At 65.5% G+C, this 25,234-nt stretch carries 31 protein-coding genes; 5 read left to right on the top strand and 26 right to left on the bottom strand.

Annotation, left to right across the window (positions count from 1 at the left end):
• Positions 1-40: 40 nt before the first annotated feature.
• On the bottom strand, positions 41-1,447 hold the full coding sequence (locus tag RCH07_RS02225; protein WP_326965933.1) for an FCD domain-containing protein: 1,407 nt from the start codon (positions 1,445-1,447) through the stop codon (positions 41-43).
• On the opposite strand from RCH07_RS02225, the gene RCH07_RS02230 reads away from it, so the two are divergent.
• On the top strand, positions 1,346-1,558 hold the full coding sequence (locus tag RCH07_RS02230) for a hypothetical protein (RefSeq protein ID WP_326965940.1): 213 nt from the start codon (positions 1,346-1,348) through the stop codon (positions 1,556-1,558). The genes RCH07_RS02225 and RCH07_RS02230 overlap by 102 nt on opposite strands.
• 129 nt (positions 1,559-1,687) lie before the next feature.
• Here RCH07_RS02230 and RCH07_RS02235 read toward each other — a convergent pair whose 3' ends face one another.
• The 6 genes from RCH07_RS02235 to RCH07_RS02260 all read right to left on the bottom strand — a co-directional run bounded on the left by RCH07_RS02235 (position 1,688) and on the right by RCH07_RS02260 (position 8,084).
• A complete protein-coding gene (locus RCH07_RS02235; RefSeq protein ID WP_326965836.1) occupies positions 1,688-1,840 on the bottom strand; it encodes a hypothetical protein in 153 nt (50 codons plus the stop codon).
• A 100-nt stretch (positions 1,841-1,940) separates the two neighbouring features.
• Entirely contained in the window at positions 1,941-3,353 is a 1,413-nt protein-coding gene (locus RCH07_RS02240) for an MFS transporter (protein WP_326965837.1), read from the bottom strand.
• A 275-nt stretch (positions 3,354-3,628) separates the two neighbouring features.
• Positions 3,629-4,405, bottom strand: coding sequence for an enoyl-CoA hydratase (locus RCH07_RS02245; protein ID WP_326965838.1), 777 nt, complete (start codon positions 4,403-4,405; stop codon positions 3,629-3,631).
• Positions 4,406-4,514: 109 nt separating this feature from the next.
• A complete protein-coding gene (gene mmsB, locus RCH07_RS02250) occupies positions 4,515-5,492 on the bottom strand; it encodes a 3-hydroxyisobutyrate dehydrogenase (protein WP_326965839.1) in 978 nt (325 codons plus the stop codon).
• On the bottom strand, positions 5,485-6,585 hold the full coding sequence (locus RCH07_RS02255) for an enoyl-CoA hydratase/isomerase family protein (protein WP_326965840.1): 1,101 nt from the start codon (positions 6,583-6,585) through the stop codon (positions 5,485-5,487). The genes mmsB and RCH07_RS02255 overlap by 8 nt, the downstream gene beginning before the upstream one ends.
• Positions 6,585-8,084 carry a CoA-acylating methylmalonate-semialdehyde dehydrogenase gene (locus RCH07_RS02260; protein WP_326965841.1) on the bottom strand — a complete coding sequence of 500 codons (1,500 nt, stop codon included), beginning with the start codon at positions 8,082-8,084 and terminating at the stop codon, positions 6,585-6,587. The genes RCH07_RS02255 and RCH07_RS02260 overlap by 1 nt, the downstream gene beginning before the upstream one ends.
• A gap of 177 nt (positions 8,085-8,261) precedes the next feature.
• Here RCH07_RS02260 and RCH07_RS02265 point away from each other — a divergent pair, with 177 nt between their 5' ends.
• Together RCH07_RS02265 and RCH07_RS02270 are read left to right on the top strand one after the other, a co-directional pair.
• Positions 8,262-9,068 carry an exodeoxyribonuclease III gene (locus RCH07_RS02265; protein WP_326965842.1) on the top strand — a complete coding sequence of 269 codons (807 nt, stop codon included), beginning with the start codon at positions 8,262-8,264 and terminating at the stop codon, positions 9,066-9,068.
• Positions 9,069-9,099: 31 nt separating this feature from the next.
• The gene (locus tag RCH07_RS02270) at positions 9,100-10,053 is read left to right on the top strand and encodes a hypothetical protein (protein WP_326965843.1); all 954 of its coding nucleotides are present in this window, start codon (positions 9,100-9,102) and stop codon (positions 10,051-10,053) included.
• A gap of 2 nt (positions 10,054-10,055) precedes the next feature.
• Here the strand turns inward: RCH07_RS02270 and RCH07_RS02275 are convergent, their stop codons facing one another.
• The 17 genes from RCH07_RS02275 to RCH07_RS02355 form a co-directional block, all read right to left on the bottom strand.
• Positions 10,056-11,228, bottom strand: a complete 1,173-nt coding sequence (locus tag RCH07_RS02275; protein ID WP_326965844.1) for a LacI family DNA-binding transcriptional regulator — start codon at positions 11,226-11,228, stop codon at positions 10,056-10,058.
• Between the two features lie 97 nt (positions 11,229-11,325).
• Positions 11,326-11,580, bottom strand: coding sequence for a hypothetical protein (locus tag RCH07_RS02280; protein WP_326965845.1), 255 nt, complete (start codon positions 11,578-11,580; stop codon positions 11,326-11,328).
• Between the two features lie 10 nt (positions 11,581-11,590).
• Positions 11,591-12,478, bottom strand: coding sequence for a carbohydrate ABC transporter permease (locus tag RCH07_RS02285; RefSeq protein WP_326965846.1), 888 nt, complete (start codon positions 12,476-12,478; stop codon positions 11,591-11,593).
• Entirely contained in the window at positions 12,475-13,512 is a 1,038-nt protein-coding gene (locus RCH07_RS02290) for a carbohydrate ABC transporter permease (protein ID WP_326965847.1), read from the bottom strand. The genes RCH07_RS02285 and RCH07_RS02290 overlap by 4 nt, the downstream gene beginning before the upstream one ends.
• Before the next feature lie 7 nt (positions 13,513-13,519).
• The gene (locus tag RCH07_RS02295; RefSeq protein WP_326965848.1) at positions 13,520-14,812 is read right to left on the bottom strand and encodes an ABC transporter substrate-binding protein; all 1,293 of its coding nucleotides are present in this window, start codon (positions 14,810-14,812) and stop codon (positions 13,520-13,522) included.
• 227 nt (positions 14,813-15,039) lie between these two features.
• The gene (locus RCH07_RS02300) at positions 15,040-15,651 is read right to left on the bottom strand and encodes a hypothetical protein (protein ID WP_326965849.1); all 612 of its coding nucleotides are present in this window, start codon (positions 15,649-15,651) and stop codon (positions 15,040-15,042) included.
• The gene (locus tag RCH07_RS02305) at positions 15,648-16,211 is read right to left on the bottom strand and encodes a DUF6286 domain-containing protein (protein ID WP_326965850.1); all 564 of its coding nucleotides are present in this window, start codon (positions 16,209-16,211) and stop codon (positions 15,648-15,650) included. Before RCH07_RS02305 ends, RCH07_RS02300 begins: the two co-directional genes overlap by 4 nt.
• Positions 16,212-16,321: 110 nt before the next feature.
• Entirely contained in the window at positions 16,322-16,705 is a 384-nt protein-coding gene (locus RCH07_RS02310; RefSeq protein WP_326965851.1) for a hypothetical protein, read from the bottom strand.
• A complete protein-coding gene (locus RCH07_RS02315; RefSeq protein WP_326965852.1) occupies positions 16,702-16,893 on the bottom strand; it encodes a hypothetical protein in 192 nt (63 codons plus the stop codon). Before RCH07_RS02315 ends, RCH07_RS02310 begins: the two co-directional genes overlap by 4 nt.
• Positions 16,890-17,345 carry an Asp23/Gls24 family envelope stress response protein gene (locus RCH07_RS02320; RefSeq protein ID WP_326965853.1) on the bottom strand — a complete coding sequence of 152 codons (456 nt, stop codon included), beginning with the start codon at positions 17,343-17,345 and terminating at the stop codon, positions 16,890-16,892. Before RCH07_RS02320 ends, RCH07_RS02315 begins: the two co-directional genes overlap by 4 nt.
• Before the next feature lie 131 nt (positions 17,346-17,476).
• A complete protein-coding gene (locus tag RCH07_RS02325; RefSeq protein ID WP_326965854.1) occupies positions 17,477-17,908 on the bottom strand; it encodes a hypothetical protein in 432 nt (143 codons plus the stop codon).
• 209 nt (positions 17,909-18,117) lie between these two features.
• On the bottom strand, positions 18,118-18,348 hold the full coding sequence (locus tag RCH07_RS02330) for a CDGSH iron-sulfur domain-containing protein (RefSeq protein ID WP_326965855.1): 231 nt from the start codon (positions 18,346-18,348) through the stop codon (positions 18,118-18,120).
• Positions 18,349-18,533: 185 nt separating this feature from the next.
• Positions 18,534-19,589, bottom strand: a complete 1,056-nt coding sequence (locus RCH07_RS02335; RefSeq protein WP_326965856.1) for an iron-containing redox enzyme family protein — start codon at positions 19,587-19,589, stop codon at positions 18,534-18,536.
• Positions 19,590-19,790: 201 nt separating this feature from the next.
• Positions 19,791-20,744: a manganese catalase family protein gene (locus RCH07_RS02340; protein WP_326965857.1), complete on the bottom strand. Its 954-nt coding sequence runs from the start codon at positions 20,742-20,744 to the stop codon at positions 19,791-19,793.
• Between the two features lie 291 nt (positions 20,745-21,035).
• Positions 21,036-21,935 (bottom strand): diacylglycerol/lipid kinase family protein, encoded by a 900-nt coding sequence (locus RCH07_RS02345; RefSeq protein WP_326965858.1) that lies wholly within the window; start codon positions 21,933-21,935, stop codon positions 21,036-21,038.
• Between the two features lie 457 nt (positions 21,936-22,392).
• Positions 22,393-22,650 (bottom strand): hypothetical protein, encoded by a 258-nt coding sequence (locus RCH07_RS02350; protein WP_326965859.1) that lies wholly within the window; start codon positions 22,648-22,650, stop codon positions 22,393-22,395.
• Between the two features lie 219 nt (positions 22,651-22,869).
• Complete coding sequence (locus RCH07_RS02355; RefSeq protein ID WP_326965860.1) at positions 22,870-23,145, bottom strand: hypothetical protein; 276 nt, start codon at positions 23,143-23,145, stop codon at positions 22,870-22,872.
• Positions 23,146-23,322: 177 nt separating this feature from the next.
• Between RCH07_RS02355 and RCH07_RS02360 the strand changes: the two genes are divergently transcribed.
• Together RCH07_RS02360 and RCH07_RS02365 are read left to right on the top strand one after the other, a co-directional pair.
• Positions 23,323-24,036, top strand: a complete 714-nt coding sequence (locus RCH07_RS02360; RefSeq protein WP_326965861.1) for a TetR/AcrR family transcriptional regulator C-terminal domain-containing protein — start codon at positions 23,323-23,325, stop codon at positions 24,034-24,036.
• 28 nt (positions 24,037-24,064) lie between these two features.
• Positions 24,065-24,295 (top strand): zinc-ribbon domain-containing protein, encoded by a 231-nt coding sequence (locus RCH07_RS02365; RefSeq protein ID WP_326965862.1) that lies wholly within the window; start codon positions 24,065-24,067, stop codon positions 24,293-24,295.
• Between the two features lie 79 nt (positions 24,296-24,374).
• Here the strand turns inward: RCH07_RS02365 and RCH07_RS02370 are convergent, their stop codons facing one another.
• Positions 24,375-24,683, bottom strand: a complete 309-nt coding sequence (locus tag RCH07_RS02370) for a phosphotransferase-like protein (protein ID WP_326965863.1) — start codon at positions 24,681-24,683, stop codon at positions 24,375-24,377.
• Positions 24,684-24,712: 29 nt separating this feature from the next.
• Positions 24,713-24,937 carry a phosphotransferase-like protein gene (locus tag RCH07_RS02375; RefSeq protein WP_326965864.1) on the bottom strand — a complete coding sequence of 75 codons (225 nt, stop codon included), beginning with the start codon at positions 24,935-24,937 and terminating at the stop codon, positions 24,713-24,715.
• Positions 24,938-25,234 lie beyond the last annotated feature (297 nt).

Here is a 25,234-nt window from a genome sequence, read left to right on the forward strand (position 1 = left end):
CAACGATGCCGGCGCCGGGGCCCGTGCCCGTGCCCGGAGGCTAGCGGGTGGAAGGACGTGCGCCTGCTGCGTTTTTAGCTGCCCGGATGTGTTGTCGCATGATCACTTCTGCCCACTCACCGTCCCGTGCCTCTGCTGCCGCAACCAGCTCGGCATGGTGCAGCATGCTTCTTTTCAGGGCCTCCGGACTGTAAATTCGGAAAGTATGCGCGACCAATGCTGGCCTCATGACCGCCTGCAGCGCCATGGCGAAATGCCGGTTACCGCACTGTTCGACGAATATTCCGTGAAAGGGGCTATTTAGTGCGTTTAGTTCACTGAGTTTTCCTGCGGCTACAGCTTCTTCCATCCGGGCCGAAAGCGCTGCCAGGTGGGCGACATCGTCGTTGTCCAGACGCGGTACGGCCAGCCGGGCCGCGTGGGGTTCGAATCCGGCGCGGACATCGTAGAGTTCCGTCACGTCCTCCGGCGAAAAGGAAAAAATTTGTGCACCCTTGTTCCGACTTATTTCGACCAGACCCTCCGCGGCCAGCCGGTTCAAGGCCTCGCGTACAGGGGTGCGGCTGACGCCCATACGCTCCGCGAGGGACGTTTCCCGAAGCCAGGTTCCGGCGGGTAGCTCACCCGCGACGATGATTGAGCGCAGTTGTGCGTAGGCTGTCTCGTCTGCTTTGTGTGTCTCTTCCCCGGGCCCGGACATTGCGGCTTTGTCCATTTCCGGTACCGGTTCCCCGGTCAGCGGTTCAGCCATTTGCGGCCAGTGGGCTGCCGCAAGATCGGCGCGGGTCCCGCCGCGGGATACGAAAGATGCCGACGGACGGCCTGTGAGCTCTGTTATCTTGTCGGAGACCCTCATGTATTTCACCAGGTCGATGCCGCGTTCTATCCCGAGACCATCGCACAGATGGATCAGGTCCTCTAACGCCACATTGCCGAGGACGGACGGGTCGCCCGGGAACCACATGTCCCCGCCGAGTCCCCCAAAGGACTCCTCCAGCCACGTGGCTCCGGCCATCATGGATGCCAGCGCGTTGGCCGGAGCGAATCCGTTGCGGTTGTGGAGGTGCACTCCTAGGTCCAGTTGCGGATAAAGCTGCCGCACCTCGGCAACGCCTTCGTACATTTCTGCGGGTTGCTCCTCCCCGGAAGTTGCTGCGAGGTACACACCGCCGGCGCCTGCATCGGCCACGGCCTCGACCACGCGCGGTCGTTCCTCCCGCGTGACCGTGCCCCGTGCAGGTGCAAAGTATGCGCACGCAACGGCTACAAGGAGTCTGGTGCCAACCGACTGCGCCAAGTCCCCGATCTTTGCGAGGTCAGCCAGAACTTCGTTCACTGTGAGGCCTTGGTTTCGCATGCTCACCTCGTCGTCTGCGGAAACGACGACGACGAGCTCGTCCAGCCCGCAATCTGCCGCTCGTTGCGCACCGCGCAGATTCGGGACCAGACCTCTGTAGACAACGCCGGGCTGGCGCGGCACGGCGGCCATTACCTCGGCCGCGTCGGCCAGTTGCGGCAATACCCTGGGGTGGGCGAAAGACACAGCCTCGTTCCCTGACGCCTGCATCTATCAGCATGTGAATCAGTTCGATCTTGTCCTCGGTGGGAACGGTTTCATTGACCGACTGAAGGCCATCGCGCAGTCCCACCTCGACATGCCGTATGGAGGAGGGCAGGTTTAGAATACTCATGCCAGCCCCTTTTCACGCAGGATCGTCAACTCGGCGTCCGTGATTCCGATCTCGGCGAGAACTTCCCCGCTGCGCTGGCCGAGTTTTGGGCCTGGCCAGCGGACCGAGGACGGCAAGGCCGTGTCAGCGACGCGGCGTCTCGGACTCATTCCGCGAAAAGGGGCTGCCGGATCACCGGCAGCCCCACCCCCAATCACGGTTCGCTCACTCTCGAATCCCCTACTCTTGAATCCCCCGGTGCCGAATCCCTCAGCGCCGGGAGACGGACTCGGACGCTCCCTTTCCGCCTTCGGCCTGCTCCGGAACGACCTGGTGGCTGCCGTCCTCCAGCGCATGCTTTTCTCGGTTGGGCAGTGCCAGGGTGCACAGCACGCTGAACACGCCGATCCCGGCGAGCAGGTACCCGACGGACCAGGCCCCGGACGTGCCGGCCAGCTGGGCCGCCACGAGCGGGACAATGCCACCGCCGATGACGCCGGCAAGGTTGTATCCCATGCCCGCACCGGTGTAGCGGTAACGGGTTTCGAAGAGCTCGGGAAGCAGTGCGCCGGCCGGACCATAGGCGATGGCGAAGATCACCAGAGTGACGGTCAGCCCGATGCCGAAGGCGAAGACAGTGTTCGCGCTGAGGATCGGGAAGAGCGCCAGGGACCACGGCACGGCGAGGATACAGGAGGTGGCGATGACCTTCTTGCGGCCGAAGCGGTCCGAGAGGATGCCCGAGGCCAGGGTGGCGGCGGCGACAAACAGCGAGGCAACGATGCCGGTGCTCAGCACTTCCACGCGGCTCAGCTGCATGCCGGTGGGGCTGGTGGCATAGCTGGTCAGGTAGGCGGTGCCAATGTAGAAGAAAGCGAAAAGAAGGGTCAAGGAGCCGCCGGCGAGCAGGATTTCGCGGGGCTGGCGCTTGATCGACTCGAGGATGGGTAGCCTGGTGGCCGTCCCGGTACTCTTCGCGGCATTCGCCGCCGCGTTCTTGAACACGGGGGTCTCCTCTATGCTCAGCCGGACCCACAGGCCCACGAGCACCAGCACGGCGCTGAGGATAAACGGAACCCGCCAGCCGATCGTGATGAAAGCCTCGGACTTGTCGCCGAGCGTGAGGTTGGTGATCAGGAACGTTCCACTGGCCAGGGCGAAGGCCATCGACGGGCCAAGCTGCGGGAAGGCTCCGAAGAGTCCGCGCTTGCCCTTGGGCGCGTATTCGGCCACGAGGAGCGTGGCCCCGGCCCACTCGCCGCCCACGGCCAGGCCCTGGACGAAGCGGAGCACCACCAGGAGGATAGGGGCTGCAACGCCGATCGTGCTGGCATCCGGGATGAACCCGATCATCACGGTGGCGATGCCCATCATCAGCAGCGTGGTGATGAGGGTCTTTTTCCGGCCGATCCGGTCACCGTAGTGGCCGAAGATGATGGCGCCGATGGGACGGGCGAAGAAGGCGACGGCGAACGTGCCGAACGACGCGATGGTTCCGGCCGCGGCGCCGAGTGCCGGGAAGAAAACCACCGGAAAGACCAGGGCGGCGGCGGTGCCGTAGATGAAGAAGTCGTAGAACTCGATGGTGGTTCCGGCGGCACTCGCGAAGGCAACCTTTCGCAGGGTCCTGCGGCTCGGCGGCGCTTGCAGTCCGGCCGGCGAAGTCGGTGAAACTGAGGTCATGGCAATCTCCCTTGATGTCGACCCTGGTACACGGTTGTGTGACTCAGCTCACCGTAACGAAAAGCGTGGACATCCAACTACCTCCAAAAAGAGGTAGTCCCCAAAAAAGCGGGAGACCGTCGGTGCCGTAGCAATCGTCGGGCAGGCCTCAGCGCGGCGGTTCCGGCCTGGCGACGCGCAAAAGTCCTGGCGCTGCTGGTATTCCAGTAGCGCCAGGACTTTCGCGCGTCGCAGGATCTTTTGCGCGTCGCAGGAACGATTGCGCGTCGTTGCGCCTAGCGGTGGGTGAACTCCGGCTGGCGCTTCTCGCTGAAGGCCGCCATGCCTTCCTTCTGGTCCTCCGTGGCGAACAAAGAATGGAACACGCGCCGTTCGAAGAGCACGCCCTGGGCCAGGCCGGTCTCGAAGGCCGCGTTGACCGCCTCCTTGGCCACCATCGCCACCGGCTTGGACTTGGCGGCGATGACCCCGGCGGCCTTCAGCGCTTCCTCGACCACGTCCGCGGCCGGCACCACCCGGGATACCAGGCCCGAGCGCTCGGCTTCCTCCGCGCCCATGAACCGTCCGGTCAGGATCATGTCCATGGCCTTGGCCTTGCCCACCGCACGGGTGAGGCGCTGCGAGCCGCCCATCCCGGGCAGCACGCCCAGGTTGATTTCCGGCTGGCCGAACTTCGCGTTGTCCCCGGCGATGATGAAGTCGCACATCATGGCGAGTTCGCAGCCGCCGCCGAGGGCGAAGCCGGACACGGCCGCAACCACGGGGATGCGCAGCCGGGTGAAGTCCTCCCAGCCACGGAACCAGTCGGCCGCGTACATGTCCATGTAGCCCTTGGACTGCATTTCCTTGATATCGGCGCCGGCCGCGAAGGCCTTGGCGGAACCGGTGACCACCACCGCGCCCACCTCAGGATCCGTATCCATGGCGGTGACGGCAGCCACGAGTTCGTCCATGGTGGCCTTGTTCAGGGCGTTCAGCGCCTCGGGCCGGTTAAGCGTCACGAGGCCTACCCGGCCGCGTCGCTCCACCAGAATGTTTGCGTAGTCGGTCATGCGTGTCCCCTCAGCTGATGCTCGGATGTGCCTGATATTCGGATGTGCCTGATGGCATCGATGCCCGGATGCGCCTGAGATCTCGGACGCACCTGGTGTGCAGACTGCCCTAGTGTTCGGACTTGTCCCGGATGTCGGTGATGATGCCGGAAAAGTCCCGGCCGGCACCGCCTTCCGCCGCAAAGCTACCGTAAATTTCGGCGGCCAGCGGCCCCAGCCGGGCCGCCACTCCGGTGCTTTCGAGGGCGTTTAGCGCCAACTTAAGGTCCTTGGCCATCAGGGCGCCCGCGAAGCCGGGCTGGTAGTCCCGGTTGGCGGGGCTCGTGGGGACCGGTCCCGGCACGGGGCAGTTGGTGGTCAGCGCCCAGCACTGTCCGGAGGCCGCGGAGGCGACGTCGAACAGGGCCTGATGCGTCAGCCCCAGCTTCTCGCCGAGCACAAAAGCCTCGCTCACGGCGATCATCGACACGCCGAGGATCATGTTGTTGCAGATCTTCGCGGCCTGCCCGGCGCCGTGCTCGCCGCAGTGGACCACACGCCTGCCCATGACCCCGAGCATCGGTTTGACCGCCTCGAAGTCTTCCGGATGCGCCCCCACCATAAACGTCAGGGTGCCCGCCTCGGCACCGACGACGCCGCCGGAGACCGGCGCATCGACGGCCCGGTGGCCCGCCGCGACGGCAAGGCCGGCTGCCTCGCGGGCCTCGTCCACGTTGATCGTGGAGCAGTCGAGGAAAAGCGTTCCCGGCGACGCAATGTCCAGCAGGCCTGGCTGGGCGGGCTGTCCCGGCTGGCCGGGGGTGCCGCGGTAGGCGTCCAGCAGGTGCTTGCCGCTGGGCAGCATGGTCAGGACAACGGCTGCCCCCGCTACAGCCCCGGCGGCTGTGCCGGCGGTGGCAATGCCGTGCGCACGGGCGGTCTCCAGTGCCGCCGGCACCACGTCAAAGCCGGTGACGGTGTAGCCGGCGTTAACGAGGTTGACCGCCATGGGACCGCCCATGTGGCCGAGGCCCAGGAACGCGATGGTGCCCGCCGTGGCCCCGGGCCCAGACAGCCCAGTGGGTGATTCGGACGGTGACTCAGACATTGTCGCGCTCCTTCGAAAGCTTCAGTTCACGGGCGCCCAGCGGCGCAAAGTAGGACTCGACGTCGTCCCGGCTGACCTCCGCCAGGCTGGCCGGCTGCCAGCGCGGGTTGCGGTCTTTGTCCACCACCTGGGCGCGGATGCCCTCGCGGAAATCGGGGCCGGCGAGGAAGCGCAGGCCCACCCGGTACTCCTGTTCGAGGGCTTCCTCAAGGCTCAGCCCGCGGACGCGGCGCAGGGATTCCAGCGCCACCTTCACGGCGGTCGGCGACTTGGCAACGATCGTGTCGGCCGCTTCGGCTGCCTCCCCTCCGCTCTCCCCGCCAAAGGCCCGCAGCCGGCGCAGGATCTCCTCGGCGTCGTCGGCCGAGTAGCACGCGTCAATCCACCCGCTCTGTGCCGCCAGAACGGACGGCGGGGCAGTTTCGGTGAAGCGCGCGACGGCGGCGTCCGCCGGCTCGCTCTCGAGCGCCCCGGCGAGCTCCGCGAGCCGCCCGGACGGCACAAAGCGGTCCGCGAAGCCCAGGAACAGCGCGTCGGCGCCGCTCAAGTGCGCGCCGGTCAGGGCGGCGTGGGTGCCGGACTCCCCGGGCGAGCGTGCGAGCAGCAGGGTGCCGCCGACGTCGGGCACCAAACCGATGGTTGTTTCCGGCATCCCCATCCGGGTGCGTTCGGTGACAATCCGGACCGAACCGTGCGCCGAGATCCCCACGCCGCCGCCGAGGACCAGTCCGTCCATGAACGCCACATACGGCTTGGGATAGCCAGCGATGAGGGAGTTCAGCCGGTATTCCTCCGCCCAGAAGCCAGCCGTCGCATCACCGCCGTCGAGCATGTCCCGGTAGATGGCCACAATGTCACCGCCGGCGCACAGCCCCCGCTCGCCGGCGCCGCGGACCAGAACCGCCGCCACGGCGTCGTCGTCGGCCCAGAGCGTGAGCTGCTCCAGCATGGCCGAAGCCATGCCCGCGGTGAGCGCGTTGACGGCCTTGGGCCGGTTGAGCGTGACGACGCCGAGCCGGCCGCGCTTTTCAAACAGCACTTCAGCGGCCAGCACTTCAGCGGCGGGGGCTTCCCCGGAGTGCGTCCCGGTCATCAGCTGCCTTCCGGCATCACGAAGCTGGTGCCGCTGCGGATGCCCGATGGCCAGCGGGTGGTGACCGTCTTGGTCTTGGTGTAGAAGCGGAATGCGTCGGCGCCGTGCTGGTTGAGGTCGCCGAAGCCGGACGCCTTCCAGCCGCCGAAGGTGTAGTACGCGATCGGCACCGGGATGGGCACGTTGATGCCCACCATGCCCACCTGGACCCGGCTGGCGAAGTCCCGGGCGGAGTCGCCGTCGCGCGTAAAGATGGCCACGCCGTTGCCGAACTCATGCTCGCTGCACAGGCGCAGCGCCTCGTCGTAGTCTTCGGCGCGGAGCACGCTCAGCACCGGGCCGAAGATCTCTTCCTTGTAGATCGTCATGTCCTTGGTGACGTTGTCGAAGAGCGTGGGGCCCACCCAGAAGCCGCCCTCATAGCCCTCGACCTTGAGGCCGCGGCCGTCGGTCAGCAGGCTGGCGCCCTGGTCGACGCCGGCCTGGATGTAGCCTTCGATCCGTTCCTTGGCGGACGCCGCGACGACCGGCCCGAAGTCCGAATCCTTGGCCAGGCTGTGGCCCACCTTGAGGTCCGCGATCCGTTCCAGCAGCTTGGCAACGAGGGCGTCGGCGGTGGCCTTGCCGACAGGGACTGCCACCGAGATGGCCATGCAGCGTTCCCCGGCGGAGCCGAAGCCGGCGCCCATCAGGGCATCCGCGGCCATGTCCAGGTCCGCGTCCGGCATGATCACCATGTGATTCTTGGCGCCGCCGAAGCACTGGGCACGTTTGCCGTTGGCGGCGGCCGTGGCGTAGATGTACTGGGCGATGGGCGTGGAGCCGACAAATCCGATGGCCTGGACCCGGGAGTCCTCCAGCAGCGCGTCGACTGCTTCCTTGTCGCCGTTGACCACGTTGAATACGCCATCCGGCAGTCCCGCCTCGGTGAAGAGTTCGGCGAGGCGGAGCGGCACGGAGGGGTCCCGCTCGGAGGGCTTGAGGATGAAGGAGTTGCCCGCGGCGAGCGCCGGGCCGGACTTCCAGAGCGGGATCATGGCCGGGAAATTGAAGGGCGTGATACCGGCAACGACGCCGAGGGGCTGGCGCAGCGAGTGGACGTCGACGCCGGTTCCGGCGCTGTCCGAGAACTCGCCCTTGAGCAGGTGCGGGGCTCCTGCGGCGAATTCCACCACCTCGATACCGCGCTGGATGTCACCCTTGGCATCCAGGAAGGTCTTGCCATGCTCCGAGGACAGCAGCGTGGCGAGTTCGTCGAGGTTCTGGTTGACCAGGTCCACGAACTTGAGCAGCACACGGCCACGGCGCTGCGGGTTCATGGCAGCCCAGGCCAGCTGGCCCTTCTCCGCGCTGGCGATCACGTTGCGGACCTCCTCGACGCTGGCCAGCGGGACCCTGGCCTGGACCTCGCCGGTGCAGGGATCGTAGACATCGCTGAAGCGCCCCGAGGTGCCGTCAACATGCTGTCCGTCGATGTAGTGGCTGAGCTCACGAACCATGGTGGAATGCTCCTTTGCATTGTGATTGCCTGCAGTGTGATTGCCGCGGTGACGGCCGGACCGTCTGTGACCCACGCCATCTCCCTGCTGAATATACTCGGACTTCCTACTAATTTCCAGAGGGACTGCCCGGGCCGGGCAGCGTCGTCGTCCAGCCAAGTTCGGTAAGTTAGGGGTGTGAAGATTGCTACCTGGAATGTGAACTCGCTGCGTGCCCGTGCCGACCGTGTCGAAGCCTGGCTTCAGCGCACCGACTGTGATGTCCTGGCCATCCAGGAAACCAAGTGCAAGGACGAGAACTTTCCCTGGGAATTGTTCGAGAACATGGGCTACGAGGTGGCGCACTTCGGCCTGAGCCAATGGAACGGCGTGGCAATCGCCTCCCGGGTGGGACTCGACGACGTCGAACGCACCTTCATGGACCAGCCCGTCTTCGGCAAGAACGGCAAGGACGCCGTGCAGGAGGCCCGCGCCATCGGCGCCACATGCGGCGGCGTCCGGGTCTGGAGCCTCTATGTCCCCAACGGCCGGGCGCTCGACGACGAGCACATGCCGTACAAGCTCAACTGGCTGAACACGCTGAGATCCCATGCCGAGGGCTGGGTCAAGGACGAACCCCAGGCGCAGATCGCGCTGATGGGCGACTGGAATATCGCCCCGCGCGACGAGGATGTCTGGGACATCGACTATTTCCGTGCCGAGGGCCTCACCCACGTCAGCGAGCCGGAACGGAAAGCCTTCCGCGCCTTCGAAGACGCCGGATTCCAGGACGTTGTCCGCCCCCGCACCCCGGGCCCCGGGGTCTACACCTACTGGGACTACACCCAGCTGCGCTTCCCCAAGAAGGAAGGCATGCGGATCGACTTCGTCCTCGCCTCCCCCGCGTTGGCCGCCCGCGTCACCGGCGCGTCGATCGACCGCGAGGAACGCAAGGGCAAGGGCGCCTCCGACCATGCCCCCGTCATCGTGGAGCTGGGCGACTGATGACCGCTGGTCAGGGAAGCACCGTGATCCGATGACGGGGAACCTCTACCGGGGACAAGTCGGGCTGCCGTTTTCCTCGGCGCTGCGCATCTACGAGCCCCTGGCAGCGTTCCCGGCAGAACAGCAGGAGGCGCTGCGCACGGCGGGCGGCCGCAGCGCGTCGCGCGCCGCCGTCGAAAACGCCGAACTGCTGGCCTCCCTGGGCCGGGTCACCCGCTCCGGCGGGGATCCGTTCCCCACCGGGCGGACCGATCTGGTGCGCGTCGTCGGGTCCCCGCGTGGTGCGGCCGGCGCCCCGCCAGTGACCGCTGCCGGCGCGCCCATCGCCCCCAGTGCCGCCGACGGCGCCGGCTCCGACAGCACGCAGCCCGCCGAGGCCGGGCAGTCCGCGGGACTGCTGTATTGCCCGAGCCAGCTTGTCCTCCGGGCCGGTCTCGCGGCGAATGCCCTGCTGGAAGGAATTCATGCGCCCCTGGCGCAGCTGCTGATCCCTGAGGAGCAGCGATACCGGCACCAGGGACGCATCGACGAGGTGCGTGCGCACGCCGGACTGGGCCGCGTCCACACCCGCGCGTCCACCTGGGGCATCCCGTTCAGCTGGTTCTGCCTCTTCCAGGAGTCCGACCCCACCGAGGTAGTGGAATCCGACGGACATATCGTCACGGTGCGGGTCCGCGCGGCGATCGGCGAGGCCCTGGAGCGGGTCCGCTATGCGGTGGCCCATCTGACCCTCGCCGCGCCGGATCTGGACATGCTCGAGGACCTGACCCAGCTCACGGAATGGCTGGCGCTCTTCCACCCGGAGTCGGCGGTGGAACTGGACTACGGCGCCGTGGCGGACAAGGTCTACCCGGACGATTCCCCTCTGGACGTGAGGCTGGGGATAGAGTGCCTCGCCGAAGGCGACATGACCGGCGCGGCCGCCGCCTACCGCCGGCTGGCGTCCCGCTGGATCCCGATCCGGCAGCTCGCCCGCGCTTCCTGACCCTAGCCGGCGGCGTGCGACCGGCCGGCAGGCTGCCCGGCAACCGAGTCGTCGTCGTCCTTAATTCCGGAGGCAGTCCCGCCAGCAGACTGCCCGGCAATCCTCCCGACGGCGGGTGAGTCCGCGGCGCGGGGAGGCGCCGTCGTCCGCCGCACGATCAGCCAGTGCGGCGCGACCGTGGACCGCACGGCCCCGGCCACGCCGTCGAGCTCGTCCAGCAGCATCTTGGTGCCCAGTTCGGCCTGCTCGTCGGGCCGCTGCCCGACGGTGGTGAGTCCCATGGCTTCAGAAAAGTCGTGGTCGTCGATGCCGATCACCGAGAGGTCCTCCGGGACCCGGACACCGGCCTGAGCGGCTTCGAAAATGATCCCCATGGCCATCTCGTCCGAGGCGCAGAAGATGGCAGTGGGCTTCGGTCCCGGCCTGTCCCAGAGCCGATGGAAGGCCGCCTGACCGCTCGGGACGGTGAAGTCTCCGCATTCGTCCCACTCCGGCCGGACACTCAGCCCGGCTTCCGCCATGACGTCCTGAAAAGCCTTGATCCGGACCCTCGGGACGTCGAAGTTCAGGTCGGTTTCGTCGTCGCCATGCAGGAGGGCGATGTCCTGGTGTCCGAGGTCGATCAAGTGGCGGACCGCTGTGCAGGCGGCCGCATAGTCGTCAATGCCGATGTACGGGCATTCGTCCACATGTCCGCCCACGACGACGAGCGGGATGTCAATCTTCTGAAGGTGTTCGATTTCCTCATGGGTCAGCGCCATGCAGAGGACCAGCAGCGCGTCGATCTGCTTGTAGACCATGGTCTTGCTGAAAAGCCGCTCGCGGTTGCTGCCGTGTCCGCCCAGGTTGAAGAGGGACAGGTTATAATGCCGGCTGTGAAGTTCCCGATCCGCACCCTCGATGGCCTTGGAGAAGAACCAGCGGCTGACGAAAGGCGCCAGCACCCCGATCGTCTTGGTGCGCCCGGTGGCCAGCCCGGAGGCCGAGGAGGACGCCACGTATCCCAGATCCGCCGCAACGCCCAGGATTTTCTCCCTGGTGGCCGGCGACACCTGGGGCAAACCGCGGACCGCACGGGACACGGTGGCCGTTGAGACACCGGCCGCGGCGGCCACATCCTCGATGCTGACGCCCGAGTGGCCTCCCCGTTGTGCCCTATCCGTTGTCCGTGCCACCGTGTCCCCTTGTCGACTGAGCGCGGAGGCCATCCGGCCGTCCGCGGAACTGTGTCAGCTAGCCTCCCCGCGGCACGGCAGCTGTAACCCCCGGTCCTTACTTCTGCCTGGTCGCCGTCCGTTGGGGCAGGCGCCGGCGCAGCCGGATCATCCCGTACAGCGCCAGCACAGTGGCCAGCAGCCCGAGCGCCCAGCCAAGGGCCGGCTGGGCGGTCACCTCCATCCAGACGGTGCCCACCAGCAGCACCAGTGCCCAGAACCCGAGGAGTCCGATGATGATGTCGAAGTCCTCCCCCGAGCGCACGCGCCGGTGCTCGCTGCGGATTAGGCCGCGGCTTGGCTTGGCGCTCAAGGCCGCACCGTCATTTAACCGCGCCGGCCGTGAGGCCAGCAACGATCTTGCGTTGGAAGACCAAAACCAGGATCACCAACGGAATAGTGACGATAGTTCCGGCGGCCATGATGGCCGTGTAGGGAATCTGGTTGGGCTGGGCACCCGCGAAGCTGGCAATGGCCACCGTCACCGGCTGGGTCGCGTCACTCGAGAGCTGGCTGGCGATAAGGAACTCATTCCAGGAGGAGATGAATGCCAGGATCGCCGTCGTGAAAATGGCCGGCGCAGCCAGCGGCATGATCACCTTGCGGAACGCCTGCCCCTGGGTGCAGCCATCCACTCGGGCGGATTCCTCCAGCTCCCACGGCATCTCCCGGAAGAACGACGTCATGGTGTAAACCGTCAGCGGGAGGACGAAGGAGATGTTCGGAATGATCAGTGCCTGGTAGGTGCCGATCCAGCCGATATTGGTGAACAGCTGGAACAGCGGGGTGATGAGGGCGACGCCGGGGAACATGGACGCCCCCAGGATGAAGCCGAGCACCAAATACTTGAACCGGAAGTTCAACCGCGCCAGCGCGTATGCCGCGAAGACGCCGATCACCAGCGAGATGATGGTGACCACGACGCCGATGAACACGCTGTTGATCAGCGCCTGGCCGAAGCGGTTGCCGAAGGAAGTGTCGAAGGCGGTGTTGAAGTTATCCAGCGTGACATGGCTGGGCAGCAGTGAGGTGTCGTAGGTGAATCCGACATCCCTGAACGCCGTCACCACCATCCAGTAGGCCGGGGCCAGGCACCAGATAAGGATCACGGCGGCACTGATGTAGGTGCGGCCCTGCGCCCACTTCTCGCGGTTCTGGGCTACCTTGCGGCCACGGTCCTGCCGTGCTCGGAGTTCGGTCGCGGCGGTCATTTCTTCCCCTTACCGGTGCCGCCGCTTTGCTCCACAACATTCGCTCCGAGGAAACGGACGAAGATGAAGGCAACGACAAAGATGATGATGAACGTAATGGTGGACAGTGCCGCAGCGGCGTTGAAGCCTTGCCTGATCTGGTTGATCACCAGGATGGAGAGCGTGGTGGTGTTGTTCGCACCACCAGTGAGGATGTAGGGGAGGTCGAACATCCGCAGGGCATCGAGGGTCCGGAAGAGGATGGCCACCATCAGCGCCGGCTTCACCAGCGGCAGGGTGATCATGCGGAACCGCTGCCAGGCGGACGCGCCGTCCACCTTGGCCGCTTCGTAGACGTCGGCCGGGATCATTTGCAGGCCTGCCAGGATCAGCAGCGCCATGAACGGTGTGGTCTTCCACGTATCTGCGATGATAACGGCCCACTTGGCGGGCCATTCGCTGCCCGTCCAGAGGATGGTGGTGTTGAACAACTTGTTGGCGATGCCCTCGAAGGCGAAGATGAAGAGCCAGAGCTTGGCGGTCACGGCGGTGGGGATGGCCCACGGAACCAGAACGGCTGCCCGGACCAGGCTGCGGCCCTTGAAGGTTCGAGCCATGATGATAGCCATCCAGAAACCGAGCACAGTTTCCAGTGCCACGGTCACCACCGTGAAGAAGAACGTGGTGGCGGTCGCCGACCAGAACTGCGCACCAAGGGTTCCCGGCGGGCAGGCGACGGTTCCGCCGCCCGGAGCGGCACACTGTTGGGCAATCCAATTCACGTAGTTCGAGATGCCAGCCGGTCCGCCCGCGGTGAAGAGTCCCGTGACGGGGTCAAGGCCGGAGTCCTTCGAGAAGGACATGATGATGGCGCTGATAATCGGGTAAACGATCACGATCGCCAGCGCGATGATGGTCGGCGCAAGCAGCCACGAGGCCCATCGGCCCTGGCTGGCGACGCGGTTGTCCTCGCCCACGCCCTTCGGCGCACGGTGGACCGGGGCGCTGCCCGACGCCGGTGACTTAACCGGCGTCGGGCCCAATTCGGTTGCCATGGCTAGGCTACTGTCCCGCGCTAGCGGACTCGATGGACTTCTGCATGTCGGACAGTGCCGCGTCGACGGTCTTTTCGCCCTTGATCGCCGCGTAGGCATTTTCCTGGATGGCCTTGGTGACGGCCGGGTAGAACGGGGTGACGGGCCGCGGTACGGCGTTCTCGATCGAGGTCTTCAGAACCGGCAGGTACGGAAGCTTGGCCACCAGCGCCTGGTCGCCATAGAGGCTGGTCAGCACCGGAGCCAGTGAGCCCTGGGTGGCGAAGAACTTCTGGTTCTCCTCGTTGACGAGGAACTTGACGAAGTCCAGGGCCGTGGCCTTGTTCTTGGAGTAGACGCTGATGGCGGCGCTGTGTCCGCCGAGGGAGGAAGCGCCGGGACCGGACTTGCCCGGCAGCGCGGCCATCCCCAGAACGTCCTTGACCTTCGAGGATCCTTCCGTGGTAGCCAGGTTGTAGAGGTAGGGCCAGTTGCGGTGGAAGAGGAGCTTGCCGTCCTGGAAGGCCTGGCGTCCCTGCTCTTCCTGGAAGGTGATGCCCTCCTTGGGGATGTTGCCGTCGGCGTAGGCCTTGGCGAGGGCGCTCAGGCCCTCTTTGGCAGCCGGGCTGTTCAGGCTGGGCTTGCCGTCCTTGTCCAGCACGGAGCCATCGAAGGAGTTGATAGCCTCCGAGGCGTTGACGGTGAGGCCTTCGTACTTGGCGTACTGGCCCGCGAAGCAGCCCATATTGTTGGCCTTGGCGACGGAACACATGCCCATCATCTCGTCCCAGGTCTTGGGAGCCGTGGGGACGAGGTCCTTGCGGTAATACAGGATGCCGCCGTCGGACGACACCGGGGCCGCGTAGAGCGTCCCCTTGTAGGAAGCGCTGTCAACCGTCGGCTTCAGCATGGCAGCGGTATCCAGGGCCATCTTGTCCTTGAGCGGCTGCAGCCAGCCCTTGGCTGCGAACTCTGCAGTCCACACGACGTCAACACTTGCGACGTCGTAGTTGGCATTCTTGGCCTGGTAGTTCTGGACGAGGTCATCGTGCTGCTGGTCGGCCTGGTCCGTCTGCTCCTTGAACGTAACCTTCTCGTTCGGGTGGGCAGCGTTCCACTTTTCGATCAGCGGCCGGACGACGTTGCTGTTGTCCTTGCCCTGGACGTAGGTGATGGGCCCGCGGCCTTCGAGGCCCTGCGCGGCGTCGCCACCGGCGTTGCCACCTGTTGTTCCGCCGCCCCCTCCGCCACCACAGGCGGAGAGTGTGAGGGCTAGAACGCCTGCCGTGGCTACGGGAAGTAGGAATTTAGGGGTTTTCATGCTGGAGGCTCCTCGCTGAGTACCGGATAGAAAAACGGCGGTGCAGTTGGTGTGGTGACCATCACAATAGCGACTTGGCGGTGAGGAATGCAAGCGTTTACATGAAACCTTTATCGAAAGGAGATCGGCACCCTTCGGGCCGGCTCCCGCGCCAGTCCGCCATCATCTGCCTGGTCGCTGGGGCTGCGCGGGATACGGCAGAATGTGGCCGGGACCTCAGCACCGGGTCAGCGGACCCGCTCGGCCCGGCCGAACCTGGACCGTGCGCCGGCTGCGATGTGGATGAGCACGGGAGTGCGTTTCCCGATCACGGCGTCGAGCGCCTCCACGAGGCCGGACACCTCGGCTGCCAAAATATGGGGGGCTACGCCCTGGCGGGGCTGGACCCGGATTCTCAGGGCAGGCTCGCCACGGTATTCGTAGGTCGCGACGGTGGCTCCGGCCAGGTCCTGACGCTCAGCCAGCGCGGCCCGCAGCGCCTGCTCGGCCACGCCGCAGCCGATCCGGACGTTTCCGGGAACTTCGCCGGGGTCTTCTTCGCTGGCGAGCAGATTGGACCGCCCCTTACCCTGCTGGGCAGCCCACGCCACCATGGCGCCGATCACCGCGAGCAGCAGCACCGCCAGCACAATCCACAGCCAGCTCTCTGTCCGGCCCGGGAAGCGCGTGACTTCGAAGCCATCCCGCCAGTTGCTCCACACCCCGGCGGACCACGTCTGCCACCAACTGCCGACGGCCGGAACAACGGCCAGCAGGATCAGCAGGATTCCGATGGCGAGGAGCTTGACGCCGAGGATCCCGATCAGGATCCGGTTGAGGATTCTAGGGGTGCTGTTCATGCGCCGATCACTCCTGCCGAGGCGACGACAATCCGGATCTCCGGCATGGGGGAAGGCCCCATGCCCCGGAGCTCGTCCTGAACCGCGGCCAACACAGCAGCCTCGTCCAGGGGGATGCCGGAGGTGGGGCGGACGTTCACCACCACCCTTTGTCGGGACACAATCACCGTGACCTGCTCTTGCGTCACGTTGGTGGCCAGCCGCGCCCGGCGCGCGAGCGCGGAGGCGATCACTTCGTCGTCCACCACGACGGCGGCGCGGCGGTCCCAGAGCAGGTGGCGGGCCCGGCGTCCGGGCAGGACCGCATTGAGGAAGAAGAACAGGCCCAGCATGACGAGTACCGCGCCGGCAACGCCCAGCAGCAGGGGCGGGACACGCCCGGGGAGCGCTACGATCTGGTCGGCCGCAGTCTGCGGATCCACGAGCCACGGCGGCTGCCCGACGGCGCGGACCGCAGCTTCCAGGAGTGCATACACGCACAGCGCAATGACAAGAACGGCGGCGATAACGGATGCCTCGGCCCTCGACGAGCGGGTCTCACGTTTCAGGATCGACTCCATGCCTGCGTCGCCCCCTGCTCCGGCCGCGGGGGCTCCGGCCGCGGGGTCCGCTGGGACAGCGGATGCCGATTGCTTCGGTTGTTCCGCGTGCCCGCGTTCCGGATCGCGGCTCACCGGACCCGCCCCCCTTCGCTGACGCTTGCTCCGCTGATGCGGATGTCCACCCGGCTCAGCCGGGCGCCGCTCAATTCGGTCACCCGGCGCAGGATTTGAGCCTTGGCGGCCACGGCCCTGTCCCAGACGGAGCCGCCGAAGGCTGCGGTCCGTCCCGGATCCCGCAGCACGGCGGTCAACGGGGGCACGGTAATGGGTGCGACCAGAGACAAGGCCAGCAGGCCGTCGTCGTCGGACCACTCGGCCCGGACTTCCGGCGCCGTCACACCGAGCGCCTCCGCGGCGGCGGCCCGCGCCACGCTGGTCAGGGCCTGGGTGCTGATTCGGTTGTGTCCCGCCAGCGCGGCGCTGTGAACCACGGCCCCGGCCGTACCGCTCATGAGGAAGAACGCCGGCCAGTGAGGGCGTCGACCACGCTGCGCAGGTCCAGTTTCCCCTCCGCGGCGCGGCCCAGAACGGCCCCGATTCCCATGAACAGCAAGGCGCCGAGGAAACCCCAGACACCAAACTGGAAGGACATAAACGCCGCGAAGGCGCCTGCTGCGATCCCTACAACGGTCAGATTCACTGGATTGCCTCCCTCGCCGGCCGGGTTTCTCCGGGCTTAGCCGGACCCGGCACATAGACGTCATGGATCTCCACGTTGACCTCGATGACCTGGAGCCCCACGAGTTTCTCGACAGCCGCGTAAACCGCGGCCCGGATCTGGTCCGCCAGGGCGTGGAGGGGAGTGCCGTAGACCGCCACCAGATCGATATCCACGGCGACCTGGGTCTCACCCACTTCGGCGCGGACTCCGGCGGCGTGGTCCGAGCTGCCCACCGCGTCGCGGAAGGCCCCGAGGGCGCGTGACGGGCCCGATCCCAAGGAATAGACGCCCGGGACGGCGCGGGCGGCGATGCCGGCGACCTTCGCGACGGCGGCTTCGGAAATCACGGTGCGTCCGCCGCTGCCCGCCGGTGCGGCAGTGGGCTTCTCGGGAACGGAGCCCGCTACGGGCTGGGAATTCTGGTATTCCATAAGGCACTCCTCTTCTCTTGAGACCACCCTAGCGTCTGCCCCCGACAAGGTGGAGGCCTGGCGTTGGGAACGCCGCAGAGTCCGGTTCCGAGGAGGAACCCCGCGGCGGCCAGCGGCTGGCGGCTGGCGCTTTAGTTGCAGTTCGCGGCGAGCCAGCGCTGCACGGGGGCCATGGCATCCTGGAGCTTTCCGCTGGAAAAGACCGTCTGGTCCAACACCCCGGCGACAGCCGTCTGGCTGAGCGTGGCGAAGTCCGCCTTGATGCTGTCCGGGACCATCTCGGCCGTCCGGGCCAGTTCCGCCTTGGCCTCCTCCAGCTCAGCCGTTTTCCCCTGCGCCGCCGAGAGCGGCAGCAGCGTAGCGCCGGCAGCCTGTTCGGAGATCTTGGCACAGGCGGCGGCCGCCGTCGGGAAGTCGCCGTAGGGTCCGGAGGACTTGCTCGGAGCCGCCGCCGAGGAGGCGGAGGGAGCGGAAGTGGCGGACGCGGACGACGGCGTGCTGCCGGCTTCCGGCGCCGAACAGCCGGTAAGTGCCAGGGAGGCGAGGAGGACGCTGATGGTCAATGGGCGTGCAATATTTTTCAGGATCACGGTTAGAAATCACTTCTCCGGTTGAGATTGCACCGCCGGCCCGTTCAGGCTGCTGGCGGCCTTGGCGTTCTTTCCCCAGCGTGCGAGTCTAGACCGGTTCGCTCCTGCGCCCCCAACCATGCCCGCCGTCGAACTCCCATCGGTTGCTCCGTAACGGCCCTTTTGACCCGCCAGAAGGGCCGTTACGGAGCAACCGACGGGCCGCCGGTGCGGAAGTTGATTAGTTTGTGGGTGCCGTCGCAGTACGGCTTTAGGGCGGAGGCACCGCATCTGCAGAGGGCAACGGTCTTGCGTTGCCGCGGCACGGGATCCCCGGCCGGAGTGAGGACGTCAAAGTCGCCGCGGACCAGGATGGGTCCGTCCGGGCAGAGGAAGAGTGAGGCGCTGCCGGGGTTTGGCTGGGTGTCCTTCATGGCTGTTTCCGATCAGAGTTAGGGGAGGGAACGGGCGGATCTTGCCTGCATGCCGGAGCCGTCGCCCGGCCTCGGAATGCGCGCCGGATTCAGGGCGGGTTCCCGCATATGGCACTCCTCCGGCCGGCCTTGGGGCAGAATGTACTCCTCCCGCGGTCCCGGGAGGAAACGTGGTGCCCGGTCAGTCATGCCGCGGCGGGAATGGCCGACCGCAGTGAAGACCGGCCGTTCTCCCATGCGTCCAGGAGGTGGGTCGCGAAGCGGGCGTCGATGCAGGAGACCGCGGCCGCACCGAAGAGCACATCGTCCAGGAGGTCCGGTTCGGCCTCTACGAGTCCGCCGGCGAGATCCCTTCCGGCTATCTGTTCGTGGACGGCGTCCGCCTCAACGTGCTCATCGAAGTACCCGGTGACGTCCGCATCAAATCCCAGACGGCGGAAGCCGTTCCCGTAGAGCTGGTTCGGCCGTGAGGACGTCATCTCATACATGGCCAGATGCCCGGCAATGGCTCCGCGAAGCCGCCGGTTCAACCCGAACAGGGACATCATGTTCACGGAGGCCAGTGAGATGGCCGGGACCGCGTCCACGTAGCCGCCGTAGCTGTCATTGAGTCCCAGCCCCCTCATGGTCCGGGCGAACATGGCGCTGTGCATACGCTCCGGGTGGCCGCCGCCGTATTCGTCCGCCTGGATCTCCACGAGGGCGGCCTTGGCCCGGCCGCTCAGGCGCGGAATGGCCCAAGTGTGCGGGTCGGCTTCCTTGAGCTGATACAAGGACTTGTGGATCAGGAATTCACGCAGCTGCCCGGCCGTCGCTTTCTTCGCCACATGACGGGAGACACTGGGACCGCTGTCCCGCCCGGCCATGCCGAACAGAAGGGCCGCAGTGGCATCGCTGCCGGGCGTCCTGGAGTCCGGGCGCACCACGGACGCCGACACCGGGCCGGCCTCGGCCCGCAGCCACGCCTCGAACGGTTCCTCCAGCAGCTGGCGGATCCCGATCAGCCCGGGATGCCATTCCCAGCGGTCATCGACGCCGTCCAGCCCTCCGTAGTGCAGTTCATAGAGGCAGAACAAGGCGAGCTGGACGTCGTCGTCGATCATGTCCGCGATGACCAACAGCCGCTCCGCGACCAGAGTGTGCAGGTCAGCCAGGCCGGCAGGTTCCGGCCCGGGCTTCTCCTCCACCAGGATGGCAATGAGCCCGGCGCTGATAGGTCCCCTCGGTTCAGGGATGTTCATAGTTACTCCTTGGTGGGGGCCGTGCGGCTGCGGATCGTTGTGGTTGTCAAGGATTAGCGGCGGGCCGGCGTTGCCTTGACGCTGTCGCGGGAGAGCGCCAGAGCCAGGCCGATCATGCCAATGCCCAGGCCCAGGTGGAGCACGTTGTCCCGTTCCGCTCCGGGTGTTCGGGCCGCCGGGTCATGGGGAGGGCCGGGTAGGCTACGTCGTTTTGGATTCGCTGGGGTTATCGGCCGCTTCGAGTTCGACTTCGGCGGTGGCCTGGATGAGTGCCAGGAGGTCAGCATCCAGCCCGGGCGCAAATTCCTCCCGACGTTCCGGCGACATTGCCATCGGGAAGCCCTCGGGCATCACACCGGTGCTCAGTTCGGTGCCGTCATTGGAAGGAGATGCGCCCCGGTATAGCTTGGCCGCCTCGCTGGCGTCGTCCGCACTGAACGTGTACTGGATGCTCTGGAGCCCCTTGTCCAGGAGCTTCTTGACTTCGGGGAACTGCTCGGCATTGGTTTTCGGGATGGGCAGCACCTTGCCCCAGTTCACCCCCAGGCTCTCCAGGGCCTTTGCGAAAGCATTTTCGTGCGCCTGGTCCCGCACTATCAGGTACGCGATCGTGGAACGTGCGGCGGCGTTCTCAGTCATCTCGTAAATCCGGCATTTCTGCAGCCGCCCCGTGGATTCCAGCATCAGGTTGTAGAGCAGATCGAGGACCAGGTTTCCGCTGTTGTACACATATGACCCCAGCCACGGATTGCCGGCGGCATCCACTGGCAGAGCACCCTGGGCGCCCACGAGGTAATGGTGGATGTTGCTGGTGTCCAGCGCTATCTTCAGCGGCGTGGCTCCCTTCGCGCCGGGCTGATCCACGGGATCGGTTTTCTTCCCCTGGTACTGCGGGGATCCGTCCAGCAACCGGGAAATGGTTGTGCCGATAAGTTCGACATGGCTGATCTCCTCGGTGCCCACGCCCTGGATAAGGTCCTTATAAGGTTTCGACGCCGGGTCCCCCCGGAAATTGATGCTCTGAAAGAGGTACTGCATCATGGTGCGCATTTCGCCGAACTGCCCACCCAGCCCTTCCTGCAGGGCATTGGCCGCCGCGGGATCGGGCTCGTCCACGGCGATTTCATTGATCAACTGCTGAGTGTGCAAGTACATGGTGGCTCCTCAAGAAGGTGACGGATGGACACTGGTAACTTCGCTGCTGACCGTAACCCTGGGTCGGTCTCCCCACACCCGGCCGTTTCCCCGGATATGGATCGCGGACTTTTTCGAAGCGAGTTTACTAAGCATGCTTAGCTTATGAGCGAGCATGAAACCCGTCAAGACGTATCTTCGGCAAGGTCAAGACGTGTCCTCAGAAAGCAGGAAAGGCCGCGGGTCGCGGATGGGGCTCATCCTCCGCGGCGTCGTCAGGCTCCACGGTTCCTTCGTGCCTCGTGCCGGGCTCTACCCAAGTATTGGCAGGGCGGCCGGGGCGCATTCGACCTTGACCAGTGTGTCCGCATCCACGGACTTCACTTCCCCGTCAATCTGGTAGGGAAGGGACTTGAGTGTGGTGAATTCGTAAGTGCTGACGCTTGGCTGGTCGCCCAGTCCCTGCGTGGTGGCGCGCAGGGCCGTCAGCAGTACCCGCCACTTGGGCATGTGCGGAAAGAGGATCACCTCGAATTTTCCGTCGGACGGCTCGTCGTCAGCGTCACTCAGGGTGGCGTACTTCGCCATCTCAGAAATGTTGGCGAAGACAAGACTGTCAAGCTTCCGGCGCTTTCCGTCGGTCTGGCGTATTTCGAACGGTTTGAACTTCGCGAAGGCCCGGATCACGGAGACCATTTCCTTGATGGCACCTTTGCTGCCCTCTTCAATATCGATCGCCATCACCGGCGTCAGACCGAATCCGATGTAGGAGTGGGCGTATACCGCCGGCGCGTCGTCTCCCTGGCCCGTGTGGATGCGCAACAGGTCGACGTGGCGCACATTGCCCTCGGCGATGGCCTCTTCCAGCGGCTTGGTGCCGGTGGCCCGCCGGTGGTCATTGGCGTTCCCTGCCGCCATGACGGCGCAGACCGCGTTGGGGTTGCCGCTTTGCTTCACGCCGTTGACGACTTCGTTATAGCCCCCGTCACCGCTGACGGACACAACAAGTACGTGGCCGCCCTTGCTGGCAGCCTCGCGGGCGAGCTCGACGGCGTGTCCGGCGTGACTGGTCGGTTGGAGCCTGAGATCCGGCGTGTAGGTGAGGAGCTCAGCAAGCCGGTCCCGGAGTTTCTCGGCGAGCGTGGGCGCATCCCCGGTGCTGTTGGGATTGAAGATGATGACTATTGACCCAAAAGTCCGTACAGAATCCATGGTGTGCTCCTGGTTTATAAGTGGTGGTTTCCGGACGGGGCGGCTGATTCCAGCCGTTTCGCGGCCCGCTGACCGAACAGTGCAGCTGTTCAACTGTTGCCGGCGTGGACGAGGGTGTCGGGGTCAGCCCGGCCAATTCCCCACTGCCGGGTGTGCGGGTTGGTGTGCGCCGTCGTTTCTGGTCACAATGTCCCCGCGTCGTTCTCGGCTGGCTGCAGATCCGGACAGGGTCCTGCCTGGCATTGGCGGGGTATTTCCATCTGGAATCCGCACCGGCACCGCAGAACGCGGGTCCGGAGGTAAACGCTCAACAACTCCGCAGGCCCGGCCTCCGTGGAAACCGGCCACTGCACGCCCCGAAGGGTGGGGTCCGCGGGTGACATGGGCTCCTGGCAGTGGACGCGGGGCCGGTGGGCATCGCGCGGCATGGATGCGGGGAAAGTCGCCGACATCCGGATCAGACCACTTCCGGGTAGCTGGCCTGGTTGTAATCCGCCGAGACCGGGTCCTTCAGACAATGGCCGGTGCGCCAAGGATCGATCCGCTTCTTCTTCATGGCAGTCCGGAATACATTTTCCGGCCCGGGCGCGGCCTGGAACAGGCGACACCAACTCGTAGAGACGCCATAGCGGAGGGTCCGGCCCAGAGCACGGTCGCACGCCGGGACGTGGGTAGTGGCTGCCTGCAGGAACCGGTCGTGCTGCGAATCTGCCATGGGTGGCTCGTTTCCGCTCGGTGCATTCTCGTGCCGCCGTGTGGCTACAGCAGCTGAAGCCTCAAGGCCGTGCACGCGGCGCCGAAGCGGGTTCCCGGACGGGTGCAGATCCGGGGATGAAACAATTCGGACTGAAAATCCTGGTGCCGCCGCCCTTTCGGCGGCCGCACCAGGACCATCATTGTTCAACAGCACTCACAGCCGAACGAGGTACAGATGTTAGCCGTGGTTGTGGTTGCGGTTGCCGGCCTTGGCCAGGCCGCGGGCCACCATGAGACCGACCGTCAGCCAAGTGATGAGCTGCATGGCGTCATGGGCGTTGAAGACATCCACGCCGTTTTCGCTGCGGTCGTCTCCGACGACGGCAGCGGTGATGATCGTGGCGAGCACTGCGGCGGCATATACGGCGAACTCGAGCGTCCTCGTGGAGATCTTGATGTCGTCCGCGTTCCGGGTCGTCTCGGTGCGTGCGGTCTGGGTGTTATTGGCAGTCATGGGAAGCTCCTGGGGTGATGTGAGGGGCCGGAATGGCCGTGCAACCAACGTCCCGCTTCAGAAACCGGTGATAACAACTTCTCTACGATGTAGACTTTACACGTAGACTACACAACAAGCAAGCCTACTTACTTTCTTTGGAAGGGGGCTTGGCCACAGCCACGGGAACGGAAACCCATGTCACCCGAAGAAAAACCGGCTCCTGTCACAGGCGCCGGCAGGAAAAAGCGGCTCAGCCGGGAGCTGGTTCTGTCCGCGGCTCTGGCACTGGTTGACGCGGAGGGACTCGATGCCCTCACCATGCGCCGGCTCGGGCAGGAACTCGGGCGCGATCCCATGGGCCTCTACCGCTACGCCGAGAACCGCGCGGCATTGCTCGACGGCGTCTCCGAGCTCGTTCTTAATGAACTTTCCATTTTCCCCGACGACCCGGACTGGCAGGCACAGCTCCGCCACATCGCCCACGACCTGCGGCGGCTGGCGCTCCGGCACCCTAACGTTGTGCCCCTGCTCGTGACCCGTCCGCTATCCACGCCCCTGGGTCTCCGGCCGCTGGGGACGTTACGGCCCCTGGAACAAATCCTGTCGCTGCTAATCGACGCCGGATTCACCCCGGCTGACGCCCTGCACGTCTACCGCGCCTACTACGGCTACCTGTACGGACACATCCTCAACGAACTGCAGGAAATCATCGCCGACCCGGACGAAAATGAAGCCCTTCTCCGCCTCGGCCTGCACCGTCTGCCGGCGAAAGACTTTCCGAGACTCCGCGCTCTCGCCCCGGTCCTCGCCGACTATGACGGCGCAGCCGAACTCGACCAGGGAATCAACATCCTGCTCTCAGGCCTCGCGGCCCGCCTGTCCTCACCGGACGCCCAAACCAGCGACTGACCGGAACAACCCTTGAAAGGCACACACCATGTTCTTGCTCTTCGGCCTCAAAACGCTCCTTCGCGACCTGCCCGGACGGATGGCGACATGCCAGTACTGCGGCCGGTTCATCCACCATCACCTGCAGGAACGCGCCACCAAACTCACCCTGTTCTTCATTCCCGTCCTCACAACATCCAAAAAATTCGACATCACCTGCACCAGCTGCGGGCAGAGCTCAACGATCAAATCCCGGCAGAAGAACGCCCTTCTCAGTTAGGAAGCCGAAGGCAGAGCGCAGGAGCTGCGATACGTTCCGGCCTCAAATTATCGGCCATTGACACCCGTCAGCTGATCCCTCAGCGGGCCAAAGCCTTGAGCAACAGCTGGCTGACAATGTCCCGTGCGCACTCTTCAGTCGAGCGATTCGTGGTGTCGACCTCTAGATCGTAGGCAACTCCGCCGTGCACGCTCAAGGCTTGCTGTCGCGTCATTCCTTCCACACGGTCGAGACGTCGTACCTCGCGGGGTGCGGCGACATCCGGGTCACAGCGCACTCCCACCCAGCTGAGCTTCACTCCGCTGAATGCTGAATGTATGCGCTCCTGTCCAGCACCCGCGGAAAGAAGCACCTCATCGAGAATCATGTGGGCCTCTGCCCGGGCCATACCGCTGAGGCCGGTATACCAACTTCGTTCTAAGGCCCGATGCTCAGCGCTAAAGGGATGGTGCCGTCCTGCTCAAAGGAGATGCCCGCGCGCGGGCTGTACCCCCTGACAGGAAGTGCGGCGATGAACGTGTCGACGCCGAAGGTCAACCAGATGCCCGCGAGGATCTCCTGAAGCGCTCTAGCAATTGAGGGTTTGCCGGAGCTCGAACCGCCGTTCAGTACGATCACCTGGGATTTCTGGCTGCTAGACATCCAGCGAGTCTAGAGGAGTAGCTCCAGGGGGTTCGTTCGGCGCGGCCCGGCGATGTGAAGGGCAAGGTGGGTATGGCAATTCCTGAAAGGGTCCCGGCCCGGTCCAGCATCCCCATCGGCATCACTCATAAGATCACCGATGCTGAGCTGAACACCCCGGCCGTGATGACAGCTTCGCCGATGGGCATTTTCGTTAGTTCGTCGGGTGGCTTGGGCCGGGGCCGGGAGGGCACCGCTCAGGGACATGCCCCGCACCGGGGCCGCGGGTGGGCATAGTCCGCGCCCTACCCCGGGCGC

It is taken from the genome of Arthrobacter sp. CG_A4, assembly GCF_035985125.1.
Lineage (GTDB): Bacteria > Actinomycetota > Actinomycetes > Actinomycetales > Micrococcaceae > Arthrobacter.